This is a genomic window from Sneathiella sedimenti (assembly GCF_017313765.1).
Classification (GTDB): domain Bacteria; phylum Pseudomonadota; class Alphaproteobacteria; order Sneathiellales; family Sneathiellaceae; genus Sneathiella; species Sneathiella sedimenti.
This window is the reverse complement of sequence record NZ_JAFLNC010000005.1, coordinates 160,911-182,839: the sequence shown is the minus strand read 5'-3', so window position 1 is coordinate 182,839 and position 21,929 is coordinate 160,911. Positions and strand designations below refer to the sequence as shown.

Genomic DNA, 21,929 nt, shown 5'->3' with positions numbered 1-21,929 from the left:
TTGTATTTTCTGTCGGTGTGGGCAGGCTAGACCGGAAGGGTGCAGCACCCCTTCCCGTCTTTTGCAGCCGGTATTCTTGCGTCAGCCACCCATTTCGTTGTAGCGCCGCTGCATCTCCTCGGGCGCAACCTCCTCTATGGAATGACCGATGATCCAGTCAAATCCGAACGGATCGCGGATCGTCCCGGAACGCTCCCCATAAAACTGATCTGTTGCCTCCCGGATCACTGTCGCGCCCGCCGCAGCGCTTTTGGCGATCAGTGCGTCTGCATCTTCGACATGCAGATGGATCGAGAAGCCTTTAGGGGCATCGGGTTCAGGCGCATGAATACCGAATTCGGGAAACTCGCTCGATAACATGATCACGGTGTTGCCGAGTGACAACTCGATATGGCCAATACGCCCGCCCGGTTCAACAAGACGGAATTTTTCAGTTGCCCCGAAAACATCCTTGTAAAAGGCAATGGCTTTTTCCGCGTTTTTGGCGCGAAGATAGATATAGACTTCATGGATAGACATATGGGTTCTCCTGTTTGGTCTCTTTCGGGCCTAATCTACCGGGCGTCTCATTAGACGTATTGAACGTTTTTGACCTGACGGAAATTTATTGGCTTAACGGAACATGACGAGGTGCGGATGGAACCGCCTTGCGGTAATCACCCGGTGAGAGGGCGGCAAACTCCCGGAATTCGCGCGTCATATGCGCCTGGTCTGCATATCCTTCGGCATAGGCCAGATCACCCCATCCGATGCCCGGTTCCCTCTGCATTCGGTCAAGGACGCGCCCGAAGCGCAGGACCCGGCAATATTTTTTGGGGGAAAGGCCGACTGCTTCCGTAAATATCCAGGAAAAATAGCGATGGCTGTATCCGCTCTGCCGGGCAACCTCCCCAACCGGGACGGAAAGGCGAAAATTGTCGAGGGCATGAATGATCAGCGGATTGAGGCCCCGCATCCGCGGCAGGCGGGCCATCAATACATCCTCGATAACGGCCAGCCGCTGTTCGAGTTGCGGCTTTTCCAAAAGCCTGGACCGGATTTCACCCAGCTGTGTCGGCGACCAGATATCCTCGATCTTTGTATGTTTCCCTGCCAGCTCATTTGCCGGCACGCCGAAGATAAGTTTCGCCGCGCCGGGACGCAGCAACACGCCGACGGTTGGCTCTGGGGTTGTAATGTCCTTGATATAGGGTCTCGCGCGAGGACCGCCGATCACCGATGTCCCGACTGTCTGGCCGGTTATATCATCCGGCGCCGAATATATTTTTAACGGCGTCTCGCCGAGACGGAAGACGAGATGAGTCGCGCCGGTTGGAAGAACAAGCTCTTTTATGGTTCTTGATGGATTGGCAACCGCCTCTCCATCTGACACCCAGAGGAGATCGATGAAGGGCGTCAAGGCGGCCTTGGGTGGTCGACTGAGTCTCATGATATGGGTGCAAGCTCCCTCTTCTGTTTCCTCAGAGCACAGCGTTATAATATGCCAGCTATCACAAAAGGGATAGGACCGGTCGAGACTACCCGCCCGGTCCGTCCAAGTATTACACTAGGGCAATGCGGCCGGTCTTCAAGTCATAGACGGCGCCGACGATATCGATTTTCTGGTCGGCATAGTATCTGTCAACGATCGGCGACGATTTTTTCAGCTGTGCTACCTGCAGACGCACATTTTCCGCGATTGAGCTTTCCAGTAAATCCGTCGGATGGGAGGCTTTCGCCTGCGCGACCGCTGGTTTGATGGAGGCGATCAGGTCGGGCAAGTGGCCTGGAAGTTCGGTTTGGTCCTGAAGCACGCTAATGGCCGCACTGACGGCGCCGCAGTTGGAATGTCCGAGCACCATGACCAGCGGTGCGCCGAGGAATTTTACGCCATATTCGAGGGAAGCTAGCAAATCCGGGCTCATGACATTCCCGGCAACCCGCATAATAAATAGATCGCCCGGGTTTTGATCGAACAGAAGCTCGGGGGCCACACGTGAATCGGCACAGCTTAATATCGCGGCAATCGGGAACTGCGATTTCGCTCTTGCGGCTCTGCCGGCAGAGAAGTCACGTTCATTCGGTGTATTCGCGGCATACCGGACATTGCCCTCCATCAACCGTGATAGCGCGAGCGAGGGGGGAATGGCATTGGCGGCAGATGTTGCGCTGGCGGCAAAGGCTTGCGAAATGCTGAACGGGGTCAAGGCGACAGCGGCGCCGGCCTTCAGAAGATGCCGACGCGAAAACGCGACCTTTGCCAATGGTTCCTCCGGTAAATCGCACATTTGTCTAACTCCCTCGCCTGATTGTTATTTTTAAATTATTTGGAAACCATTTCATATCAACCGTGTGTGGTCAAGGCGGGAAAAAACGCGTAAGTTTAATGAATAGCGGGATAGAACGGTGATAAACGCCGTTTCGCCGGTATCAGGGAACAACCTAAAGTCCGCGTTACTCAGCCATCGAGGAATGCCATGAACTTCACGACAATTACCGAAAACGCCGTCAAGAGCGCACGTCATACGACATTCTATCTGTCCGCCGGTCCGGAGGATGGGCCGCTTATCATCTTCGTGCATGGCTGGCCCGAACTGTCGTTGAGCTGGCGGCATCAACTGCCGGCGATGGCCAGTCTCGGATTTCTGGCCGTTGCTCCGGACATGCGGGGTTATGGCCGATCCAGTGTCTATGGTGAGCATGACGATTACGCCCAGGAACAAATCGTTGCCGACATGATTGAATTGCTGGATGGCCTTGGTCGAGAAAAGGCCATCTGGGTCGGCCATGACTGGGGCAGCCCGACGATCTGGAATATTGCCAGCCACCATCCGGAGAGATGCCATGCGGTCGCAAGTCTCTGCGTTCCCTACGGATGTCTTGAGCGCGGCCTGGATGCCTGCCTTCCCCTGATCGACCGGGATCTGTATCCGGAAGATGAATTCCCGGCAGGGCAATGGGAATATATCCGCTTTTATGCGGAGAATTTTGCCCGAGCCTGTGCGGTGTTTGACGCCAACCCCTATAATTCAGTCAAGGCGCTCTTCCGCAAGGGTAAGCCCGGCTATACCGACAAACCGTCCCCTACCGCCTTTGTCCGCTTGAGCGGCGGGTGGTATGGCGGCGCCGATGAAGCGCCCGATATCCCGCGCGACGGGTCTGTCCTCAGCGAGGAGGACCTGAAAGTCTATGCTGCGGCCCTCACCCGGAACGGATTTTTCGGGCCCGACTCATATTACATGAATGACCAGGCGAATGCGGCCTACGCCACGCAGGCGCTCAATGACGGCTATATCGACCTGCCGACACTTTTCCTGCTCGCGGAATATGATTACACCTGTGAGTGCGTCCGGTCTCCGTTGACAGAGCCGATGAAGACATACTGCCGGGATCTGACAATTCGCAATATCAAGTCAGGTCACTGGATGGCGCAGGAAAAACCGAGAGAGGTCAACGCGGCCCTCGCCCACTGGCTGGCAACCTCGGTGCCGGACGTCTGGCCGGGATAATAAAGCTGCTTAGGGTTCGCGACTGATCACGCCTTCCCGGCCGGTCACAATCATGTCCATCGGGATATCATGGGGTTGGGGAAATATGCTGGACAGGCGGCTGTCCGGATAGCCGATCCCGATAACTTTCGGGCGTGGCTTAAGAACTGCCAGTGTCCGGTCGAAATACCCGCCGCCATAGCCAAGCCGGTAACAGTCCTTATCGAAGCCCACCAGCGGCGCGATAACAACATGAGGTGTCACCTCGTCCGTATTAACAGGTGTTGGAATTTGCCAGATGCCTGGTTCCATCTCTGCATCCGGTTTCCATTCCCGGAAAATCATCGGATGTGCTTTTTCCCTAACGACAGGAAGCGCGATACGCACGCCCTTCTCCACCAGTTTCTTCATCCAGCTGCGCAAGTCGAATTCTGCCTTCATCGGCCAGTAAAGGCTGAGGATCATGCCCGCTTTTGGGGTGAGAATCCGTTCCAGTTCCTCCGTGATTTCTTGCGCAAGGGCGCGGCGGTCTTTCACGGAGAATTTTAGTCGGGCGGCGATGAGCTCATCGCGCTTCGCCTTGCGCCAACGGGCAACATCCAGCGCGGCCTGCACATCCACGCCCATATAGCCGTTATCAAAGAGTTCAAGCTCATGCGCATAGCAGGGTGGTGATGCAAAGCCCGTCTTAATGTCGTCATCCTCCGCCATGTCTCATTCCCTATCACAAATGCAGTTGCGCTTCCAATGCAATATAGGGTTGTTGGGTAATTAGAAAAGTCACACGTTGAACTGAAGCTGGATGCGGATATCCTGGCCACGGGCAAAGGACTCCATCTTGTCCGGATAGGCGCCAATCAGGAAATCGGCAAGCCCGTAGGAAAATGCCTCCTCCTCCAGGAGGACGCCATGCTTGACCCCCACATGAGGTAAGGAGAGCAGCATCCCCTGATAGGTTATGCCGATGATGAAATTGAAGTCATCAAAGCTGAGCTCGACGGCCACGGGGCCGTTCGCGAGACTGGCCCGGCGGATATGTTCGAGCACCTGCGTGGCTGTACTCTCCGCCCGGGAAGCCGTGCCGCTGTCGATATTCCATGCCCGCGCCTTATCCTGAAGGATGTGGGAGAACTCATCAACCGAATGCTCGACCTTTTCAAAGCCGACATTTGCCTTGCGGCGGCTCCCTAGCCGAAATGTAAGATGCAGGGCCAGCGCGGAGAGGACCGCAATCGGCATCATGGAGCTGGTAAAGGGGTGAAAAAATCCCGGCAAGCTTTTGAAATAGTTCTGGAAAACGTCCCTGCTCAGGCCCAGCAACATGGAGAAGCCGATCACATAGGTCATGCGGTTATCTATGTTGCGCGACATCATGATCTGGATGCCGCCTGAAATCATGAAGGAGGCGGTGAACATCAGGATCGCCCCGATGACTGCGTTGGGCAGGATCAGGAAGAAGGAGGAAATCACCGGCATGAGTGAAAACAGGATCAGGATGGCAGCAGCCGTAAAACCGATCGAGCGGCTCGTCGCACCGGAGGCCTTGGAGACACCGACCAGGCTGGGGGCCGCGTTCGTTCCCATGGTGCCGAGGGCACCCGCCAACATGCAGCCAAGGCCATCGGCGAACATCCCGCCCTTGATGGATTTTATGTCCGGCCGTCGCCAGTCGTCATCGTTTATCTTCTGACAGGTGGTAATGACCCCTACCGTGCGAAGCGCTGCGGCAATTCCCGAGATCAGGAACGCCGGCAACAATGCCGCATCGAAGTCATAGGAGATAAAGCCGGGATCAGGCAGCGCGAACAATTCCGCGCCAAGGAGGACTTGCCAATGTGCCTCGGGGATGAGACCGAAGGCAACTGCAAGGCCGAAGCCGACCCCCAGCCCGATGATGGAGCACATGAGCCGCGCCAGCCCGGACGCCCAAATGCTGAGCGCTACCGTCAGGGCGAGCGTCAGCCCGGCGACAATTACATGATTGACATAATCGGGGAGCTGTCGCTGATCGATATCGAGCACATGATCGATGGCGACAAGGCCAAGCTGTATGCCAATAATTGCCACAATAAAACCGCTGATTGCGGGCGGAAAAAAGATCCGCAGGCGACGCAGGCTGCGCGCAATGATAATTTCGAGAAGCCCCGCAAGGATCGTCATGCCAAAAACCGCAGGCAGGCCAACCGTCTTCGCCGCAAGAACAGAGGGACCGAGATAAATCGCGGAGAAGACCGGCGCCGCGAGAAAGCCGGAACCAACCGGTCCCTTGCGCAGTGCCTGAAGAACCGTCGCAATTGCCACCGCAATCATGCCGAGACTGACCGCGCTGATCGTATCCTCATGGGAGGCCCCGCCTGCCTTGAACACGATAACTATCAGGACGAGATAGGCGGCGAGCAGTCCGGCATATTGCCCGCCAAGGAGCAGCAGGGTCAGCCAGGGCGGCCGTTCATCAACGGCAAAGATCAGTCCTTCCGGGCGTTTGGTCATCCCTTCCCCGATTTTTTATCCTTATCTTAAGGAGTTAGCTTACAAGGATCATCCAGGATGTGCCAGTAGACAAGACAACAAAATAAGGGGTTGCCAAAACAAAACATATCTACTATTCAAGATATATGGATGAAAATACAACATTACGCGCCCTCGCCGCCTTGAGCCAGAAAACACGGCTTGATGTCTTCCGCCTGCTGGTCAAGGCGGGACTTGAAGGCATGCCTGCGGGCGAGATCGGTGACAGCCTTGGCGTCCGGCAGAACACCATGTCGACCAACCTGTCAATCCTGATGAACGCCGGCCTGATCCGGAACGAGCGCCAGGGCAGAACGGTTCGATATTTCGCGGATTTTGACGCCATGCGCGGGTTGCTTGCCTTCCTGATGGACGATTGTTGCAATGGTCGGCCTGAAATCTGTGAAGGCATTTATGACGAAATCAATTGTTCTTGATACGGGTAAAATTCAATGACTGACGCTATTTATAATGTATTGTTTCTCTGCACTGGCAATTCGACACGATCCATCATCGCGGAAGCGATCATGAACCGGGTTGGCCAGGGAACCTTCAAGGCCTACTCCGCAGGCTCTTCACCGCTTGGCAGCGTTAATCCCAAGGCGATCGAGGTTTTAAAGGGTCTGAATTTCAACACGGACTTCGCGCGTTCCAAATCCTGGAATGAATTCGCCGGACCGGATGCCCCGCGGCTGGATTTCGTCTTTACGGTTTGTGACAATGCGGCGGGAGAGGTTTGCCCGATCTGGCCGGGACAGCCGATGACGGCGCATTGGGGCGTGCCCGATCCTTCAGACCACAGCGGGACAGTCGCGGAAATCAATCTCGCCTATATGGATACCTACCGGATGCTGTACAACAGGATCTCCCTGTTTGCGAACCTTCCGATTTCCAGTCTCGACAGGCTATCCCTGCAGAAGCATCTGAATGAGATTGGTACAGAGCGCGATACAGTAAAATCATAAATAAACTTAGTAACCCATTATCTTAAGGACATAATCCTTGACTGAAGAACGCATGCATAGCGCCCCGGCTCCGACAAAGGGAGCGCCGGCTGGAATAGGTGTTTTCGAAAAATGGCTCTCTATCTGGGTGGCCTTATGCATCCTGGCAGGGCTTGTTCTTGGAAATTTGCTTCCCTCCCTGTTCGAGACCATTGCCGCCATTGAATATGCGTCGGTCAATCTCATTGTCGCGATCCTCATCTGGGCGATGGTTTACCCGATGATGGTCGGCGTCGATTTCGCCAGCCTGAAGCATATCGGGGACCGCCCGAAGGGACTGATCCTGACGGTTGCGGTCAACTGGCTGATCAAGCCCTTTACCATGGCGGCGCTCGGGGTGCTGTTTTTCGAGTATCTCTTCGCGGACCTGATCGCGCCCGAGGATGCCCAAAGTTACATTGCGGGATTGATCCTGCTCGGGGCGGCGCCCTGCACGGCCATGGTCTTTGTCTGGTCACAGCTGACGAAGGGGGACGCGACCTATACGCTGGTGCAGGTATCGGTCAATGACGTGATCATGATCTTCGCCTTTGCGCCGATTGTCGCCTTCCTGCTCGGCATTACCGATATCGTTGTTCCCTGGCAGACGCTTATTCTCTCTGTCGGTCTGTATGTGGTCATCCCGCTGCTTGCCGGCGCTATGACCCGTCACCTGCTGACCGGTTCCACGCAATCAGCCGATGCGGCGCCGCGTGTTGACCGGTTTACGGCAAAGGTGAAGCCGTACTCGATTATCGGGTTGCTGGCGACGGTTGTTCTGCTGTTCGGGTTTCAGGGCCCGGTCATTATTGAACAGCCCCTGCTTATCGGGTTGATCGCCGTCCCGCTGATTATCCAGTCCTATGGCATATTCGCCCTTGCCTATGGCGCGGCCTGGGCCTGGCGTGTACCGTACAAGGTGGCGGCTCCCTGCGCGCTGATTGGGACATCGAATTTCTTTGAGCTTGCCGTAGCGGTCGCCATCAGCCTGTTCGGCCTGAATTCAGGTGCCGCCCTGGCGACCGTTGTCGGCGTGCTGGTAGAGGTTCCGGTCATGCTGTCGCTTGTCGCCTTCGCCAACCGGACAGGGCACCTGTTCCCCGGCTCTGACTAATGCGCGATTATATGGCGCCTATGTGCGCCGACGTTGCAAGGTAGACTTGATAAAATAGGGAAGAACTGATCTTAGAGGGGTATGAAAGTAGGTTCTGTCCCTGTTTCGCTCAATTATCCTCTGCGGGGATCTGGTGCTTACTTCCCGGAAGCCGGAAGCGATTTTTTCTGCGCCAATTCCGGTACTTATACCGATAATATACGCCGCTGGATCATCCATTTTTATAAATGGCCAGAGGGCGTTCTTATGCGTGGCAATTGGTCCCCTTTCCTCCATGAAATCTTCGAGCATATCGGCGAGTTTCAGGAGGATCAGGTTTCTCTCTGTCTCGGAAAGCGCAGGCAGCTTCTGCGGGTCCAGTAGCGCACGCCAGTCTGCCATTTGATAGGAATGGACAATCTGTTCTGTTTCTTCCCCGACATACCGGGCGACAATCTTACGTCGCTTGTTCAGCATTGGCGGTAAAAGCCATCCCCGAAACCGGCCAAATTCATAGGATGAATGCAGCAGTGCTGCGGATATCAGCTTCACGTCCCGGGTTTCGAGGGCGGTAAGGCTGGCGACGCCAATCAGGTGATTGTAAAATGGCCGCCCGGTTGCCCGATAACCACCCGCAACCAGTTCCGCCATAAGGTCGCAGGCCTTATTGAGCTCTTCCAGCTCGTTCCTCGGCATGTCCAGCGCGAGCAATTGAGTCATCAATTGCACGTTGGTCTGGGATATGTTCAAGATTGTCATTTTTTTCTTTTTCCAGAGTATAGGCCTGCCATTTTGCCAGATCCTTCCGGATTGCCCGATTTACCAGTGTGGGATCGATGCGAACAACAACCCTGTTCAGAAACACGCTGGCTGCTTTGGCACCGAATATGCTCGCAAGGAATCGACGTGTCTTTACATATTTGTGCAATCTGTGGGTTTTGACATAGCCTCTGACGGCTTTCAGGTTTCCCTGATCGGGGGTGAGGCTGTATTTTTCCTCAAGTCGCGAAATAGACCCATTCACCCAGTCATCGCACCAACGCAGGTTAAACAGCCGGATATCGTCTTCCGTCGGCTTGAAGGGCGGCAAATAGCACGCTCTTGACGCGGGCTCGAAATAGATCTTTCGTCCCAGTTCCTGCGCCAAAACGCTAACATCCCAGTGCTCGGAAACGGACAGGAGCGCTTCGTCCAGCATGCCGATTTCCAGTAGGAACGCCCGGTCTATCAACACAACATGAAACTCGAACAGCTCGGTTGGGCAACGCTCAAGAGTCTCAGGAACCGTGTCGATATCCTGTCTTGAGTAACGATGCAGCTCATGGCAGACCCGGATGCCGTTGCCGGGTTCCTTAATATGGGCTTCCCCGCCCGCGATATGAACATATTTCCAGAAGGGAAAGCGTTCAAAGATGAGTGGCGAAACAATATCCGCCCCCTCTTCTTCAGCGCAACGGACCAACGGTTCGAGCCAGTTTTCCCCCAACTCGACGTCATTGTCGATAAAGGCGATATATTTCGTCGTCGCTTCCCGGATGATCAAGTTTCGCGCCTGGTTCGGGCTGAGGTAGCAATCTTCATGGATGATCTTGATGTCGCGTGTGCTGCCAAGAGACCGAACGTCGCGCAGTATGCTGTCAGGGAGGCCGCTGGAGATAAAGATTATGGGAACGTTGTCCGGCGTGTTGGCCAGAACGGACTTAAGCGAAGGGACTGTCCTGGAAAAGGTTTCCCGGATCGATATCCCGACTGTCACGTCCATTCTCATTGATAGGCTTCTCCAATGATTGCAGGGACAAGTTCTTCACATCGAGTTTATAAAAATCCACTAATATCAAACAATTATTCACAAATTTACATTTTTACAAACCTTTTTTGCGATCAAGGGTCAAAACAATTTTTGACCTGTAGCATTTACACAAGTGTCCGGAACTGCCAATAAAGACGATAATTTCCTCCAATGTGGGTCATTCAATGGCCTGTTAACAGTATCAACTGTAGATCACCAGATTGCTCGAAGGGGCTTTAAAATTAATGTCGGACGTCAAAATCGGAATCATAATCGGTAGTATCCGGAAGAAATCTCAATCTGATAGAATAGGTAAATATATCAGTGAGTTGCTAAAAAATTCTAACTTAAGCGTGGAAGTAGATTATTTCTCCCTTCGTGATCTCGAGGTTCCGCTCTGGAACGAGGAAAAATGGGAAAGCGGCAGCGATCTCAAGAAATTCTGGAAACCGATCTCTGACCGTCTGAAATCCTGCCAGGGCTTTGTTGTTATTAGCCCCGAATGGGCGGGCATGGTGCCGCCGCATCTGAAAAATTTTCTCCTTATGTGCGATGGCGGGGAACTGGCGCACAAGCCCGCGCAGCTGATTGCGGTCAGTTCCGGTACCGGGGGCGCCTACCCTGTCGCCGAGCTTCGGATGAGCGGATACAAGAATAACTTCCTGTGGTGGATGCCCGATCACATGATCCTGCGTCAGGTGGAGTCGCTGTTTACCAGTACCCCGCCCACCGATCTTGATAGCCGCCTGACTGCGCGCCTGAATTATGGGCTTGAGTTTATGATTGAAACGGCGAAGGCGGTGGTCCCGGTGCGCGAGAAAGTGCAAAACCTGAAGCTTTACAAGAATGGTATGTAGTTCCTACTTCGCGGTCTTCAGGGACTGCTTGTCAAATCCGGCGAGTTTCTTGTAGGCCGTCGCAACTTCCTCAAGGGTATCTTGTGGGATACAGGAATGCGTCTCGCCGCAGGTGCCCGGGCATTGATCCTTGACCATCTGCATAACGAGTTCAGGACCCGTCTGCCGGTTGGCGAGTGAGATTTTTGCTGTAGCCTCCCGCCGCGCCTCTTCATACGCCTGGAGTGTCGCCTCAATGTCTGTTGCGTCCTCCAGCAGGTCCGCGAAGGTCATCGCATCCAGCACCCCCTGGGAGACGCCGTTGGACCCGTTGGGGTACATGGCATGGGCTGCATCTCCCATCAGCGTGACGCGGCCAAAGGACCATTTCGGGAGTGGATCGCGGTCGACCATCGGGAACTTGTGGATGGAGAGGGCATTGTCGAACAGCTTGCCAATATCCAGCCAGCCGAGATTCCAGTCCGCGAAATAGGGCTTGAAATCCTCAAGGCTGCCCGTCTCGTTCCAGTCCGCGGCTCGTGCGGCCAGATCTGACGGAATACGTCGCTCCGCGATCCAGTTGATGTAGGACTTACCGCGCGTCGCGCTCTCGGCGCGGATCGGATAGGCTACGAGCTTGAGATCATTATGCCCGGCCATGAACATGGACCGCCCATCGAGAAAGGGCTCCATTTCTGTCACCCCGCGCCAGAGCATCTGGCCGGAGTATTTCGGCGGTCCCTCTTCCGGGTAAAAGAGGTGGCGAAGGCGGGAGTTGATGCCGTCGGCCCCGACCAGGAAATCTCCGCTTGCCGTGCCGACAGTTTTGCCGCTCTGGCGATCGATGAAGGTGGCGGTCACCCGATCCGCCTCCTGTGTGAATTCGGAAAAATGATGCCTGGTCAGGATATTTTCCTCCCCGAGCCGTTCACGGGCTGCATTCAGCAGGATCATATGGAAGTCGCCACGGTGAATGGAGAATTGCGGTACATCATATCCCGCCTCCAGCCCGCGAGGCTCCCGCCAGATCGTCTTGCCGTCCTCCGTATAATAGGCGAGGCTGGACGTTTTAATGGCGACTTTCTCAATTTCCGCCAATAGTCCAAGTTTTGCAAGATTTTGAACGGAATGAGGTAAAAGATTAACACCTACTCCTAATGGCTTGATTTCCTTGACGGCTTCAAAAACACGAACTTTGACTCCCTTCTGGTGAAGCGCCAGCGCAAGTGTGAGGCCGACCAGTCCACCGCCCGCGATTATCCCGTTCACATCAGCCATTTACATCCTCTAAAACCCTTGGGCGGTCATGCCGTCGTCGACCGCAATGACGGAGCCGGTCATGAAATCGGAACCAGGACCGGCAAGCAGCAAAAGCGCACCGTCCAGATCGGCCGGATCCCCTACCCGTCGGCCCGGCAACTTGGAGATGAGACGCTTTCCGGACTCGGTTTTCCAATATTCACTGTTGAGTTCGGTGACAATATAGCCCGGATTCAGGCAATTGACCTGAATTTTATGGCGCCCCCATTCCTCGGCAAGCGCGCGGGTCATATGGGCGACAGCCGCCTTTGACATGCAATAGGTGATACTCTGCTTGAGCACTCTTGAGGCGGCGACGGAGGCGATATTGATGATCTTCCCGCCTTGACCATGGCGGATCATGCTTTGCCCGACGGCCTGGGCCATGAAAAACGCGCCCTTGCCATTGGTATCCATGACATAATTGAAATCTTCCTCGGTCACATTCTCGGCCGGGCACTGGGCGCTGACACCGCTGTTATTGACGAGGATGTTGACCGGCCCGAGTTCCGTTTCCGCGACATGGACAGCCTCCTGAATGCTGGCGACATCCGTGACATCCATTCGCACCGGCAGGGCCCGTCCGTCAAACGCCGCAATCTCCGTCGCGAGGGCTTCCAGCCGGTCTGTCCGGCGCGCCGCAAGTGTTACCTTTGCCCCGGCCCGTGCGAGGGTCAGCGCGAATTGACGGCCCAGGCCGGAGGAAGCACCCGTTACCAGGGCATGCCTGCCCTCGAGATTGTGCGGCGATGTCATAAATATCTCCTGAATTACGGCTAATTGTTGATTGTCTCTCCCTATCATATGATTTCCCGTCCCCATCCCAAAATCAAGGTTCCATTTGCATATCCAGCAATCAATACGGACATGATTGGCGGAAATTACGGAAAACTCACGTTATTTTAAGAATTTAAATGTCAAACTGGTGCCAGTAAATTTGGAGATGTTGAGTTATGCGTTACGCCGCCAACCTTCTGGTTGTCTCGGACAGCCCGGCAAATAAGATTGAACCCTGTCTGGTTGAGGCAGGATACCGCTGCACCCGCCTGTCCTTCCTTCAAATGTTCGAGGAGGATTTTGGAGATCAATCGTTTGACCTGATCCTGATCGATGGTGAGAACAACACCGCCCATGTCAATGTGAAGGACATTGCCCGAATGGCGATTGAGCACGCCCTTCCGACCTTGCTGATCGGTCCGGCGGACATTAAGTGCCGGATCCAGACCATCTCCCCGGGATATTGCGATCTTGAGCTTTTGAGCCGTGTCGCCTCTCTTGTACGGCTGGAGAATATGGAGCAGGAACTGGCGCGCCGGATTGCGACCACGGAAACCTATGGGGTCGACCTCTCAACCGTCACCTCTCCCGAGCCGGATATCGGGGAAGCCAATATTCTGATTGTCGGTAACAAGACGGTTGTTTTGGGAAATATTCTCCTCCGTCTCGATACCAAGACAAATATCCATATCTGCAAAAATCCGGAATTGGCGCTTGAAGACTTGCGATCGCGGGAATTTGACGCGGTGATCCTCTCCGGCGTGGGGCTTGGCGATGCTAATTTGCGGCTCTGCAATGATATCAGGGCGGATACGCGCCTCTATAACCTCCCTGTTCTGATGGTGCTGGAAAATACCGAGAACCGTCGCGCCGCCTTTGTACATGGCGTATCAGATATCATTTTTCACGAGACGGAAATGGACGCGCTGATTAACCGTGTTGGCCTGCAAATCCAGCAATACCGTTATCGCTTTGCTATCCAGAACCTGTTCAGGCTTGCCAAGCAGCATCCCGTGGCCGATGGACCGTCAGACCTCTATTCCAGCGGCTTCATGCGGACCCATTTGCCGGTTATGTTCAAGGAACATGCGGCGCAACACAAGGTCCTGTCCGTGGCAACCATCAAGATCGACAATCTGGATAAAGTGAAGGAAAAATACGGCTACCCGCCTTCTGACCAGCTTCTCCGGCAGGTCGGCTCCGCCCTTTCCAATCTCGTGCGCGGAGAGGATTTCTGCAGCCATCTTGATACCGGTCATTTCCTGATTGCCCTGCCCGGCACCCGCAAGGTGGAAGCACTTATCGCGCTTAAGCGGGTTGAAGGGGTGCTGCGGAGCACCGAATTCGCCCTGTCGTATGTTCCCAAGTCCGTCCAGGTGGAAACATCGGTAGGGCTGGCAGAAGTCCAGCCGAATGATACGATTGAAGATGTCGTCGAGCGTGGACTTTCCCAAGGGATGGGTGACGAAAAAGCGGCGTAAGTTTCAGTATTCTAGACCGATCGTTCCAGATACCCCTTGAATGACCTCAGCGGCCGCCCTATAATTAGGGGATGAAAATAGATATTGTCTCCGATACCGTCTGTCCCTGGTGCTTCATTGGCAAACGGAAACTAGAAGCGGCCCTCGCGGCCCGGCCCGACCTTGAGGTAGAGGTTACCTGGCATCCCTTTCAGCTACATCCCGACATGCCCGAAGGGGGCGCGGACAGGAAGGAATTCACTGCCCGAAAATTCGGGAGTGCCGAACGAGCGAAAGAGCTCTATGAAAACATCAAGATTGCCGGTCAAGCGGTTGATATTCCTTTTAATTTTTCAAAAATAGAGCGTACACCGAACACCCTCGACTCCCATCGGTTGATCCGCTGGGCCCATTCTGCGGGATGTCAGGATGCCCTTGTGGAAATCCTGTTCCGCCGTTTCTTTGTTGATGGCGAAGACATCGGAGACCATACCGTCTTGATCGCCGCCGCGGAAGAGGCCGGGATGGACAAGACGCTGGTAACGGACCTGCTGGAAAAAGGCGCTGATCGTGACCTGGTGAGTGAAGAGGACATGCGCGCCCGCCAGATGGGCGTTTCCGGCGTCCCCTTCTTTATCCTGAATGATAAATATGCCGTGTCCGGGGCGCAGGATCCAGCAGCTTTCCTCGCCGCCTTCGACAAGATCGCGGAACATGAGGCCAACGAGGCGGAAAACCCGGAATAGGTCAGGCTGCCGCCCGGGCGATCTTCGCGAGGTTCTGGGCCAGCCAGAGAACTCCCTTTAACCGATCCTCCGGATGCTGCCAGCTGCGGCTGTGCACCAGTTTGTGATCGCCGCGCAGCTTCGTTGACCCCGGCGCGCGGGAGATAAACTCCACAAGCCCGCCCGGATTGTCGAACTTGTTGTTGCGGAAACTCAGCACCGCCCCTTTTGGCCCGGCCTCGATCTTTTCAATATTCGCCTCGCGGCAGAAATACTTGATCGTCATCACCTCGATTAAGTGGGACACCTCATCGGGGAGCGGTCCGAAACGATCCACCAACTCAATGGCGAAGGCGTTGATTTCCTCGGCGGTTTCCTGTGCGGCAATGCGGCGGTAGAGTTCCATCCGCAGCGACAGATCGGCGACATAATGCTCCGGAATCAGCACGGATGTACCGATATTGATGCTGGGCGACCATTTATCCTCTGTTTCGCCCGCATGGCCGAGTTCCGTTTCCCGGGCGTTCGCCACCGCTTCTTCCAGCATTTCCTGATACAGCTCGAACCCGACTTCCTTGATATGACCCGATTGTTCATCGCCGAGAAGGTTCCCTGCCCCGCGAATATCCAGGTCATGGCTTGCAAGGGTGAACCCTGCCCCCAGGGTGTCGAGTGATTGCAGGACTCGCAGGCGTTTCTCCGCGGCATCCGTAAGTCGCTTGCGGGGTGGCAGGGTAAGATAGGCGTAGGCACGCGTCTTGGAGCGTCCAATGCGGCCCCGGATCTGGTAGAGCTGGGCCAGACCGAACATATCGGCGCGATAGGTAATCAGCGTGTTGGCGGACGGGATATCGAGGCCGGATTCGACAATATTCGTCGCCACCAGAACGTTATAGGCGCCATCATAAAATGCGTTCATCACGCTATCAAGTTCCTTGGCGGCGAGTTGGCCATGCGCCGTGACATATTTAACTTCCGGCACATGCTCCCGGAGGAAGTTGCCAATCTCGGGCAGGTCCTTCAGGCGTGGACAGACAATAAAGCTCTGGCCGCCACGGTAATGCTCCCGCAGCAACGCCTCGCGCAGGACAACCGGATCGAACGGCAGGACAAAGGTGCGGATTGCAAGCCGGTCCACTGGTGGGGTCGCGATGATCGAAAGGTCACGAATACCCGTCATTGCTTGCTGCAGGGTGCGCGGGATCGGCGTCGCGGTCAGGGTGAGCACATGGACGTCGGCGCGCAATTCCTTCAATCGTTCCTTGTGACCAACGCCAAAATGCTGTTCCTCATCGACAATAACGAGTCCCAAGTTATTGAATTTTATGGATTTTGCGAGAAGTGCATGGGTGCCGATGACGATATCGACCTGCCCCGTCGCGAGTTCCACTTTCGTCTGGCTTGCTTCTTTGGCAGTCACCATGCGCGAGAGCTGGGCGATCTTGACAGGCAGGTCCGCGAAGCGCGCGGTAAAGCCTTTATAATGTTGGCGGGCAAGCAGCGTCGTCGGGGTAACAATCGCCACCTGCTGCCCGGCCATGGCCGCGGTGAAGGCAGCCCGGAGGGCCACCTCCGTTTTACCGAAGCCGACATCGCCACAGATTAGCCGGTCCATCGGTCGTCCGCTTGCCATATCGGCGAGTGTATCCTCGATGGCTTTGAGCTGGTCTTCCGTTTCCTCGAACGGGAATTCCGCACAGAATTCGGCATAGAGACCATCCGGCGGTGACAGCCGGTCTGCCTTGCGGAGCGCCCGTGCGGCGGCGATCCCGATCAGTTGATCTGCCATCTCCATCACCCGCTTTTTCAGCTTCGCCTTGCGGGCCTGCCAGCCGGAGCCGCCAAGCTTGTCGAGCACGGCCGCCATATCGCTGCCGCCATAGCGCGAGAGCATCTCGATATTCTCGACGGGCAGGTAGATCTTGTCCCCGCCGGCATAGAGCAGCGTCACGCAGTCATGCGGCGCGCCCGAGATTTCAATTGTCGTCAGCCCCTCATACTGGGCGATCCCGTGGTCTACATGGACGACATAGTCGCCGGGGGAAAGCTGCGAGGCCTCGGCGATGAAATTTTCATGGCGTTTCGATGATTTTCGCGGCCGTACCAGACGGTCGCCAAGCACATCCTGTTCACCGATGATTACAAAATCCGGGGTCTCAAACCCCTTTTCGAGCGGGAGGACGGCAAGGTTTGGGATATTTGGCCCGGAAATATCGCGAAAATCCTCAATCTCCCGGACCGGCTCGATCCCGTGATCGGCGAGAACGGTCTTGTTCCGCACGCGCGAGCCATTGGTGAAATAGGCGAGAATAACCCGCTTCTTGTCGCCCAGTGCCTCGACGACATGGGACTTAAGGTAATCATAGATATTGGCCTCATGGCGGGCACGTTCCGGCGCGAAGTCCCGCCCCGCCTTCCCGTCCGCATCCAATGTAACGGTATCCTCGGTCCCACTTCTGAACGGGGAAAACTGCCCGACGGCCCGGTTGGCGATGGCCTGATGCCACTCATCAGGAGGCAAGTAAAGATAGTCAGGCGGCAGCGGCTTATAATCGGCGGCTCCCGATGGGGCGGCATCCTTCCGACTCTGGTAATAGTCGATGACCGTGTCGTGTCGTGCCGCCAGTGCTTCTTCCAGCATATGATCGAGAAAGACGGTGGCTTCCGGAAGGTAGTCAAAAACCGTTGCCATCTTCTCGTGATATAGCGGCAGCCAGTGCTCCATTCCGGCATGGCGGCGTTTCTCGCTTACTGCCTCATAGAGGGGGTCATCCTGGGTGACGGCGCCGAACTCCTCCCGGTAGCGGGAACGGAACAGCGGCACTGAGCTGTCATTCAGCAGAAACTCGGAGGCGGCCGTGAATTCGAGCTTGTCGATCTTGCCCGTCGATCGCTGCGTCAGCGCATCGAAGGCGCGGATGCCATCGACCTTGTCGCCGAAAAGATCCAACCGGACCGGATTTTCCGCACCCGGCGGAAAGATGTCGATCAGACCGCCGCGCACGGCAAACTCGCCTGGTTCCATCACTGTCCCGATGCGGGTAAACCCGTTGGCGACGAGATAAGCAGCGAGCTCCGCCCCGTTTACCTTGTCTCCCAATTGAATGCTGAGACGACTGTTCCTGACCATCTCGACCGGCGGTACCCGCTGGGTGACGGCATTGAGGGTGGTGAGGAAAATACGCGGCCGGTCAGAACTTTCCGTCATCCGGCCAAGGCTTGTCATCCGGTGGGCAACAATCTCGGAGTTCGGCGATACCCGGTCATAGGGCAGGCAGTCCCAGGCGGGAAAGCTGATAACCTCTATGTCAGGGCGGAAAAAAGCGAGTGTCGCTTCACTGGCTGCCATGCGCAGATCATCGCGCAGCACGAAAAGAAGGTCGCGGTCACTTTCGCGCAGCACTTCGCCTAGAAGATAGGCGTCATACCCTTCCGGTACCGATTCAACGCGAAAGGCATGCCCGCCTTGCGACAGCTCCAAAATCCGGGTGCGAAGGCGCGGAATTGTTGTCTCACTCATGCAGGCTTAATCTTTGCTGCGTTGCTCAAACCGGGTGAATTCCTGAAGCAGCGCCATGACATTTGTCTGGAATTCCGGCGGCACTTCTTCGCGACCAACGGCCCAGACATAAATGTTCGGATCTCCTGCTTCAAGCAACGCCTCATAGGTATCGAGTTCTTCGTAGGAAAAATCCATCAGGTGCTTGCGGGCAAAGCCGCCAAGCAGCAGGTCTGTCTCTTTCATGCCGGTATAGAGAGAACGATGAATAAGCCGTTTGCGGCGGATTGTAATATCTTCTGTCATGGTCACATGCTTTTTTTTGAGGTGGGGTAGGATATAACCTGTCTTGCCCGCCCTGTCAGCAGGAAGTGACATCGATAGCGGATTATCGAGGATGCGGCATTGACCTGAGACGGCGTCACGCAGCACAATGGCCGGAAATAATCCATGAGGAAAACCGGTGCGCCCAGAAATCCTGTATCAACTTTTTTCCCCTGTCAGCAAGCTTACCGGTATCGGGCCACGGTTGACGGCGTTGATCGAGAAGCTGGCCGGGCCAAACATTATCGATCTTGCGTGGCATTTGCCGTCCGGGCTGGTCACACGGCAACAGGTGACCTCCCTGACGCCGGATTTAATCGACCAGAATGTCATCGTGACACTTCGGGTCGATCAGCATCAACCCTCCCGCAATCGCCGGGTGCCATACAGAATCCAGTGCCATGCCGGCGATTCGCCCCTCACCCTCACCTTCTTCAATGGCCGCGAGGGGTATCTGCGACAGCAACTTCCCGAGGGGCAAGAGCGGATCGTCAGCGGTAAGCTGGAGGAATATGCCGGTGACTACCAGATTACCCATCCCGATCATATCGCCACAAATGAGACAGCGGCGACGATCCCGACCTTCGAGCCGGTTTATCCCCTGACAGCGGGGGTGACCAACGCCACTTTCCTGAAGGCGGCGCGGCAGTTCCTCGCCATGCTTCCCGACCTGCCTGAATGGAATGATGCCAGCCTGGTAACGCGGGAGGGCTGGAAAAGCTGGAAGGATAGCCTGATCGAGGCGCACTCCCCGACTACGGAGGTGGATTTTGACCGATCCACCCCCGCCCGCGCCCGCCTTGCCTATGATGAACTGCTCGCCAACCAGTTGGCACTGGAGCTTGTTCGCCGTAGCATGAAGCGTAAGCCCGGCAGGTCGCTTGTTGGTAAGGGCGAGGTGCGGGAGAAAGTTCGGGCCGCCCTGCCCTTCACCTTAACAGCGGCGCAGAATAATGCGCTTAAGGAGATCGAGGACGACATGGCCGGGCCGCACCGGATGCTGCGGTTGCTGCAGGGGGATGTGGGCAGCGGCAAGACGGTGGTCGCCCTGCTCGCGATGGCGCAGGCCGTTGAGGCCGGGGCGCAGGCCACCATCATGGCGCCGACGGAAATCCTTGCCCATCAGCATTTTAACGCGATCGAGCCGCTGGCGACCGAGGCAGGACTCAAATGCCTGCTGATTACCGGCCGGCTTAAAGGAAAGAAACGGACGGAAGTACTGGCGGAGCTTGAATGCGGCGCTGTCGATTTGGTGGTTGGCACTCATGCTCTTTTTCAGGAGGATGTCCGGTTTCATGATCTCGGTCTCGCCATTATCGATGAGCAGCATCGTTTCGGCGTGCATCAGCGTCTGGCGCTAAGCGCGAAGGGGCGCGATGGTAACGGGGGCGTCGATGTGCTGGTGATGACGGCAACGCCGATCCCGCGTACGCTGGCGCTCACGGCCTATGGCGACATGGATGTTTCGATCATCGCGGAGAAGCCACCGGGGCGAAAGCCCGTCGATACACGGGCCATTGATCTTGCGCGGCTTGACGCGGTTGCAGAGGGGTTGAAGCGCAAGCTCGCCGCGGGAGAGCGGATCTACTGGGTTTGCCCGCTGGTTGAGGAATCGCAGGTACTCGATGTGGCCGCCGCGGAGGAACGCTTTACCACCCTCCAGCATCTATATGGGGAGCAGGTTGGCCTGATCCATGGTCGGCTGAAGGCGGACGAGAAGGACGCCACCATGCGCCGCTTTATGGCGGGGGAGATCAAGATACTGGTGGCCACCACGGTGATCGAGGTGGGCGTCGACGTGCCCGAGGCGACGGTGATGATCATCGAGCATGCGGAACGCTTTGGCCTTGCCCAGCTCCACCAACTGCGCGGGCGTGTCGGGCGCGGCGGTCTGGAAGGTACCTGCCTACTGCTCTATTCAGGACCGCTCAGTGAAACGCAAAAGGCGCGCCTTGGCATTCTGCGCGAGACGGAGGATGGCTTTCGCATCGCGGAGGAGGATTTGCGCTTACGCGGCGCCGGTGAACTTCTGGGCACGCGACAAAGCGGCCTGCCGGAATTCAAAGTCGCCGATCTGCATGCACATTCGCGCCTTTTGACCATTGCCCGCGATGATGCGCGACTAATTCTGGAAAAAGACAGGAAGCTTGACGGGAAACGGGGAAAGGCGCTCAAAACCCTGCTCTATCTGTTCGAGCGGGACAGCGCGATAAAGTATTTATCCGGTTGACGAGGATTTAGCCTTGTCTTCCGGCTTCTTTGGCGACTGCTTTGTCGCTTTCTCGTTGCCCTTACCCTCTGGTTTCGGGGGTTCCGGCCAGATCATGCCGGCGGAGATAACGAGCTTGACCCCCTCCTCAACCGTCATCTTGAGATATTTGAGGTCTTTTTTGGGCACAAACAGCAGAAAGCCGGACGTCGGATTGGGCGTGGTCGGCAGGAAGATGCTGATCATGTCGTCATCCTGCAGCTGGTCAACCTCCCCTTCTGCGGTGCTGGTCACGAAAGCGAGTGCCCATATACCTGGTCGCGGATATTCCACCAGGACAACATCCCGGAAGGACGTGCTCGATTGCGCGAGAACCGTTTCCATTATCTGCTTGAGTGCATGATAGATGGAACGCACCACCGGCATCCGGCCGACAATTCGCTCACCAAAGGTAAGGAGGGCACGGCCGAGGTAATTGGCCGTCAGGAACCCGATCACGATCAGGGCGAATGCGGCGATAATAACGCCAAGGCCCGGAACGCTGAACGGCAGATATGTTTCGGGGTTATAGCGTGCCGGGATGAGCGGCGTGATATTCGCGTCGACAAAGGAGACAAAAACATAGGTCAGGTAAATCGTAATCGCGATCGGGGCGGTGACGACAATACCGGTCAGGAAATAGGTGCGAAGACGTGCGAACGGGCTGACTTTTGGGGCCGGTTCAACCAGAACGGGCTTTCTGTCTTCGTCTTCGGCGGGGGGTGTCGATTTTTTAAACATGTCTCGCTAACTAGCTTCAAAACAATATAAATAATACAGAGTTACCGGCATAACCTGAACATTGGCGCACATTACCACGAAGCCCGAGACCTGTCTTTGGAAAATTCTTTTCCGCGGTGTTTCGTAAACCTCCTCTTAAGAAAAACCTTGTACAATTACCGCTAGTTTACGGTGCTGCCT

At 55.8% G+C, this 21,929-nt stretch carries 20 protein-coding genes; 8 read left to right on the top strand and 12 right to left on the bottom strand.

Annotated features, from left to right (window positions below):
• Positions 1-81: 81 nt before the first annotated feature.
• From J0X12_RS14910 to J0X12_RS14900, 3 genes are all read right to left on the bottom strand, one after another.
• Complete coding sequence (locus J0X12_RS14910) at positions 82-519, bottom strand: VOC family protein (protein WP_207047230.1); 438 nt, start codon at positions 517-519, stop codon at positions 82-84.
• Between the two features lie 85 nt (positions 520-604).
• Entirely contained in the window at positions 605-1,429 is an 825-nt protein-coding gene (locus J0X12_RS14905; RefSeq protein WP_207047229.1) for a helix-turn-helix domain-containing protein, read from the bottom strand.
• Between the two features lie 112 nt (positions 1,430-1,541).
• The gene (locus J0X12_RS14900; protein WP_207047228.1) at positions 1,542-2,267 is read right to left on the bottom strand and encodes a carbonic anhydrase; all 726 of its coding nucleotides are present in this window, start codon (positions 2,265-2,267) and stop codon (positions 1,542-1,544) included.
• A 189-nt stretch (positions 2,268-2,456) separates the two neighbouring features.
• On the opposite strand from J0X12_RS14900, the gene J0X12_RS14895 reads away from it, so the two are divergent.
• On the top strand, positions 2,457-3,488 hold the full coding sequence (locus J0X12_RS14895) for an alpha/beta fold hydrolase (protein WP_207047227.1): 1,032 nt from the start codon (positions 2,457-2,459) through the stop codon (positions 3,486-3,488).
• A gap of 9 nt (positions 3,489-3,497) precedes the next feature.
• Here J0X12_RS14895 and J0X12_RS14890 read toward each other — a convergent pair whose 3' ends face one another.
• Positions 3,498-4,178, bottom strand: a complete 681-nt coding sequence (locus J0X12_RS14890; RefSeq protein ID WP_207047226.1) for a 5-formyltetrahydrofolate cyclo-ligase — start codon at positions 4,176-4,178, stop codon at positions 3,498-3,500.
• 69 nt (positions 4,179-4,247) lie between these two features.
• Positions 4,248-5,957 (bottom strand): uracil-xanthine permease family protein, encoded by a 1,710-nt coding sequence (locus J0X12_RS14885; RefSeq protein WP_207047225.1) that lies wholly within the window; start codon positions 5,955-5,957, stop codon positions 4,248-4,250.
• A 125-nt stretch (positions 5,958-6,082) separates the two neighbouring features.
• On the opposite strand from J0X12_RS14885, the gene J0X12_RS14880 reads away from it, so the two are divergent.
• From J0X12_RS14880 to arsB, 3 genes are read left to right on the top strand one after another with little or no spacing between them, the layout of a single operon-like run.
• Complete coding sequence (locus J0X12_RS14880; RefSeq protein WP_207047224.1) at positions 6,083-6,412, top strand: ArsR/SmtB family transcription factor; 330 nt, start codon at positions 6,083-6,085, stop codon at positions 6,410-6,412.
• Positions 6,413-6,427: 15 nt separating this feature from the next.
• Entirely contained in the window at positions 6,428-6,940 is a 513-nt protein-coding gene (locus J0X12_RS14875; protein ID WP_207047223.1) for an arsenate reductase ArsC, read from the top strand.
• 52 nt (positions 6,941-6,992) lie between these two features.
• Positions 6,993-8,072 carry an ACR3 family arsenite efflux transporter gene (arsB, locus tag J0X12_RS14870; protein WP_207047481.1) on the top strand — a complete coding sequence of 360 codons (1,080 nt, stop codon included), beginning with the start codon at positions 6,993-6,995 and terminating at the stop codon, positions 8,070-8,072.
• An 18-nt stretch (positions 8,073-8,090) separates the two neighbouring features.
• Here the strand turns inward: arsB and J0X12_RS14865 are convergent, their stop codons facing one another.
• Together J0X12_RS14865 and J0X12_RS14860 are read right to left on the bottom strand one after the other, a co-directional pair.
• Positions 8,091-8,771 carry a DUF6817 domain-containing protein gene (locus J0X12_RS14865; RefSeq protein WP_207047222.1) on the bottom strand — a complete coding sequence of 227 codons (681 nt, stop codon included), beginning with the start codon at positions 8,769-8,771 and terminating at the stop codon, positions 8,091-8,093.
• Complete coding sequence (locus J0X12_RS14860) at positions 8,716-9,819, bottom strand: glycosyltransferase family 2 protein (RefSeq protein WP_207047221.1); 1,104 nt, start codon at positions 9,817-9,819, stop codon at positions 8,716-8,718. The genes J0X12_RS14865 and J0X12_RS14860 overlap by 56 nt, the downstream gene beginning before the upstream one ends.
• Positions 9,820-10,085: 266 nt before the next feature.
• Here J0X12_RS14860 and J0X12_RS14855 point away from each other — a divergent pair, with 266 nt between their 5' ends.
• Positions 10,086-10,697, top strand: a complete 612-nt coding sequence (locus J0X12_RS14855) for an NADPH-dependent FMN reductase (protein WP_207047220.1) — start codon at positions 10,086-10,088, stop codon at positions 10,695-10,697.
• Positions 10,698-10,700: 3 nt separating this feature from the next.
• Here the strand turns inward: J0X12_RS14855 and J0X12_RS14850 are convergent, their stop codons facing one another.
• Together J0X12_RS14850 and J0X12_RS14845 are read right to left on the bottom strand one after the other, a co-directional pair.
• On the bottom strand, positions 10,701-11,954 hold the full coding sequence (locus tag J0X12_RS14850) for a flavin-dependent oxidoreductase (protein ID WP_207047219.1): 1,254 nt from the start codon (positions 11,952-11,954) through the stop codon (positions 10,701-10,703).
• A gap of 9 nt (positions 11,955-11,963) precedes the next feature.
• A complete protein-coding gene (locus J0X12_RS14845) occupies positions 11,964-12,731 on the bottom strand; it encodes a glucose 1-dehydrogenase (protein ID WP_207047218.1) in 768 nt (255 codons plus the stop codon).
• Between the two features lie 197 nt (positions 12,732-12,928).
• Between J0X12_RS14845 and J0X12_RS14840 the strand changes: the two genes are divergently transcribed.
• Entirely contained in the window at positions 12,929-14,233 is a 1,305-nt protein-coding gene (locus J0X12_RS14840; RefSeq protein WP_207047217.1) for a diguanylate cyclase domain-containing protein, read from the top strand.
• A 71-nt stretch (positions 14,234-14,304) separates the two neighbouring features.
• Positions 14,305-14,958, top strand: coding sequence for a DsbA family oxidoreductase (locus J0X12_RS14835; RefSeq protein WP_207047216.1), 654 nt, complete (start codon positions 14,305-14,307; stop codon positions 14,956-14,958).
• 1 nt (position 14,959) lies between these two features.
• Here J0X12_RS14835 and mfd read toward each other — a convergent pair whose 3' ends face one another.
• Both mfd and J0X12_RS14825 read right to left on the bottom strand, forming a co-directional pair.
• Positions 14,960-18,457, bottom strand: a complete 3,498-nt coding sequence (mfd, locus tag J0X12_RS14830; RefSeq protein ID WP_207047215.1) for a transcription-repair coupling factor — start codon at positions 18,455-18,457, stop codon at positions 14,960-14,962.
• A 6-nt stretch (positions 18,458-18,463) separates the two neighbouring features.
• Complete coding sequence (locus J0X12_RS14825) at positions 18,464-18,742, bottom strand: succinate dehydrogenase assembly factor 2 (RefSeq protein ID WP_207047214.1); 279 nt, start codon at positions 18,740-18,742, stop codon at positions 18,464-18,466.
• A gap of 157 nt (positions 18,743-18,899) precedes the next feature.
• On the opposite strand from J0X12_RS14825, the gene recG reads away from it, so the two are divergent.
• Positions 18,900-20,990, top strand: a complete 2,091-nt coding sequence (recG, locus tag J0X12_RS14820; RefSeq protein ID WP_207047212.1) for an ATP-dependent DNA helicase RecG — start codon at positions 18,900-18,902, stop codon at positions 20,988-20,990.
• Here recG and J0X12_RS14815 read toward each other — a convergent pair.
• The gene (locus J0X12_RS14815; protein WP_207047210.1) at positions 20,979-21,749 is read right to left on the bottom strand and encodes a DUF502 domain-containing protein; all 771 of its coding nucleotides are present in this window, start codon (positions 21,747-21,749) and stop codon (positions 20,979-20,981) included. The genes recG and J0X12_RS14815 overlap by 12 nt on opposite strands.
• Positions 21,750-21,929 lie beyond the last annotated feature (180 nt).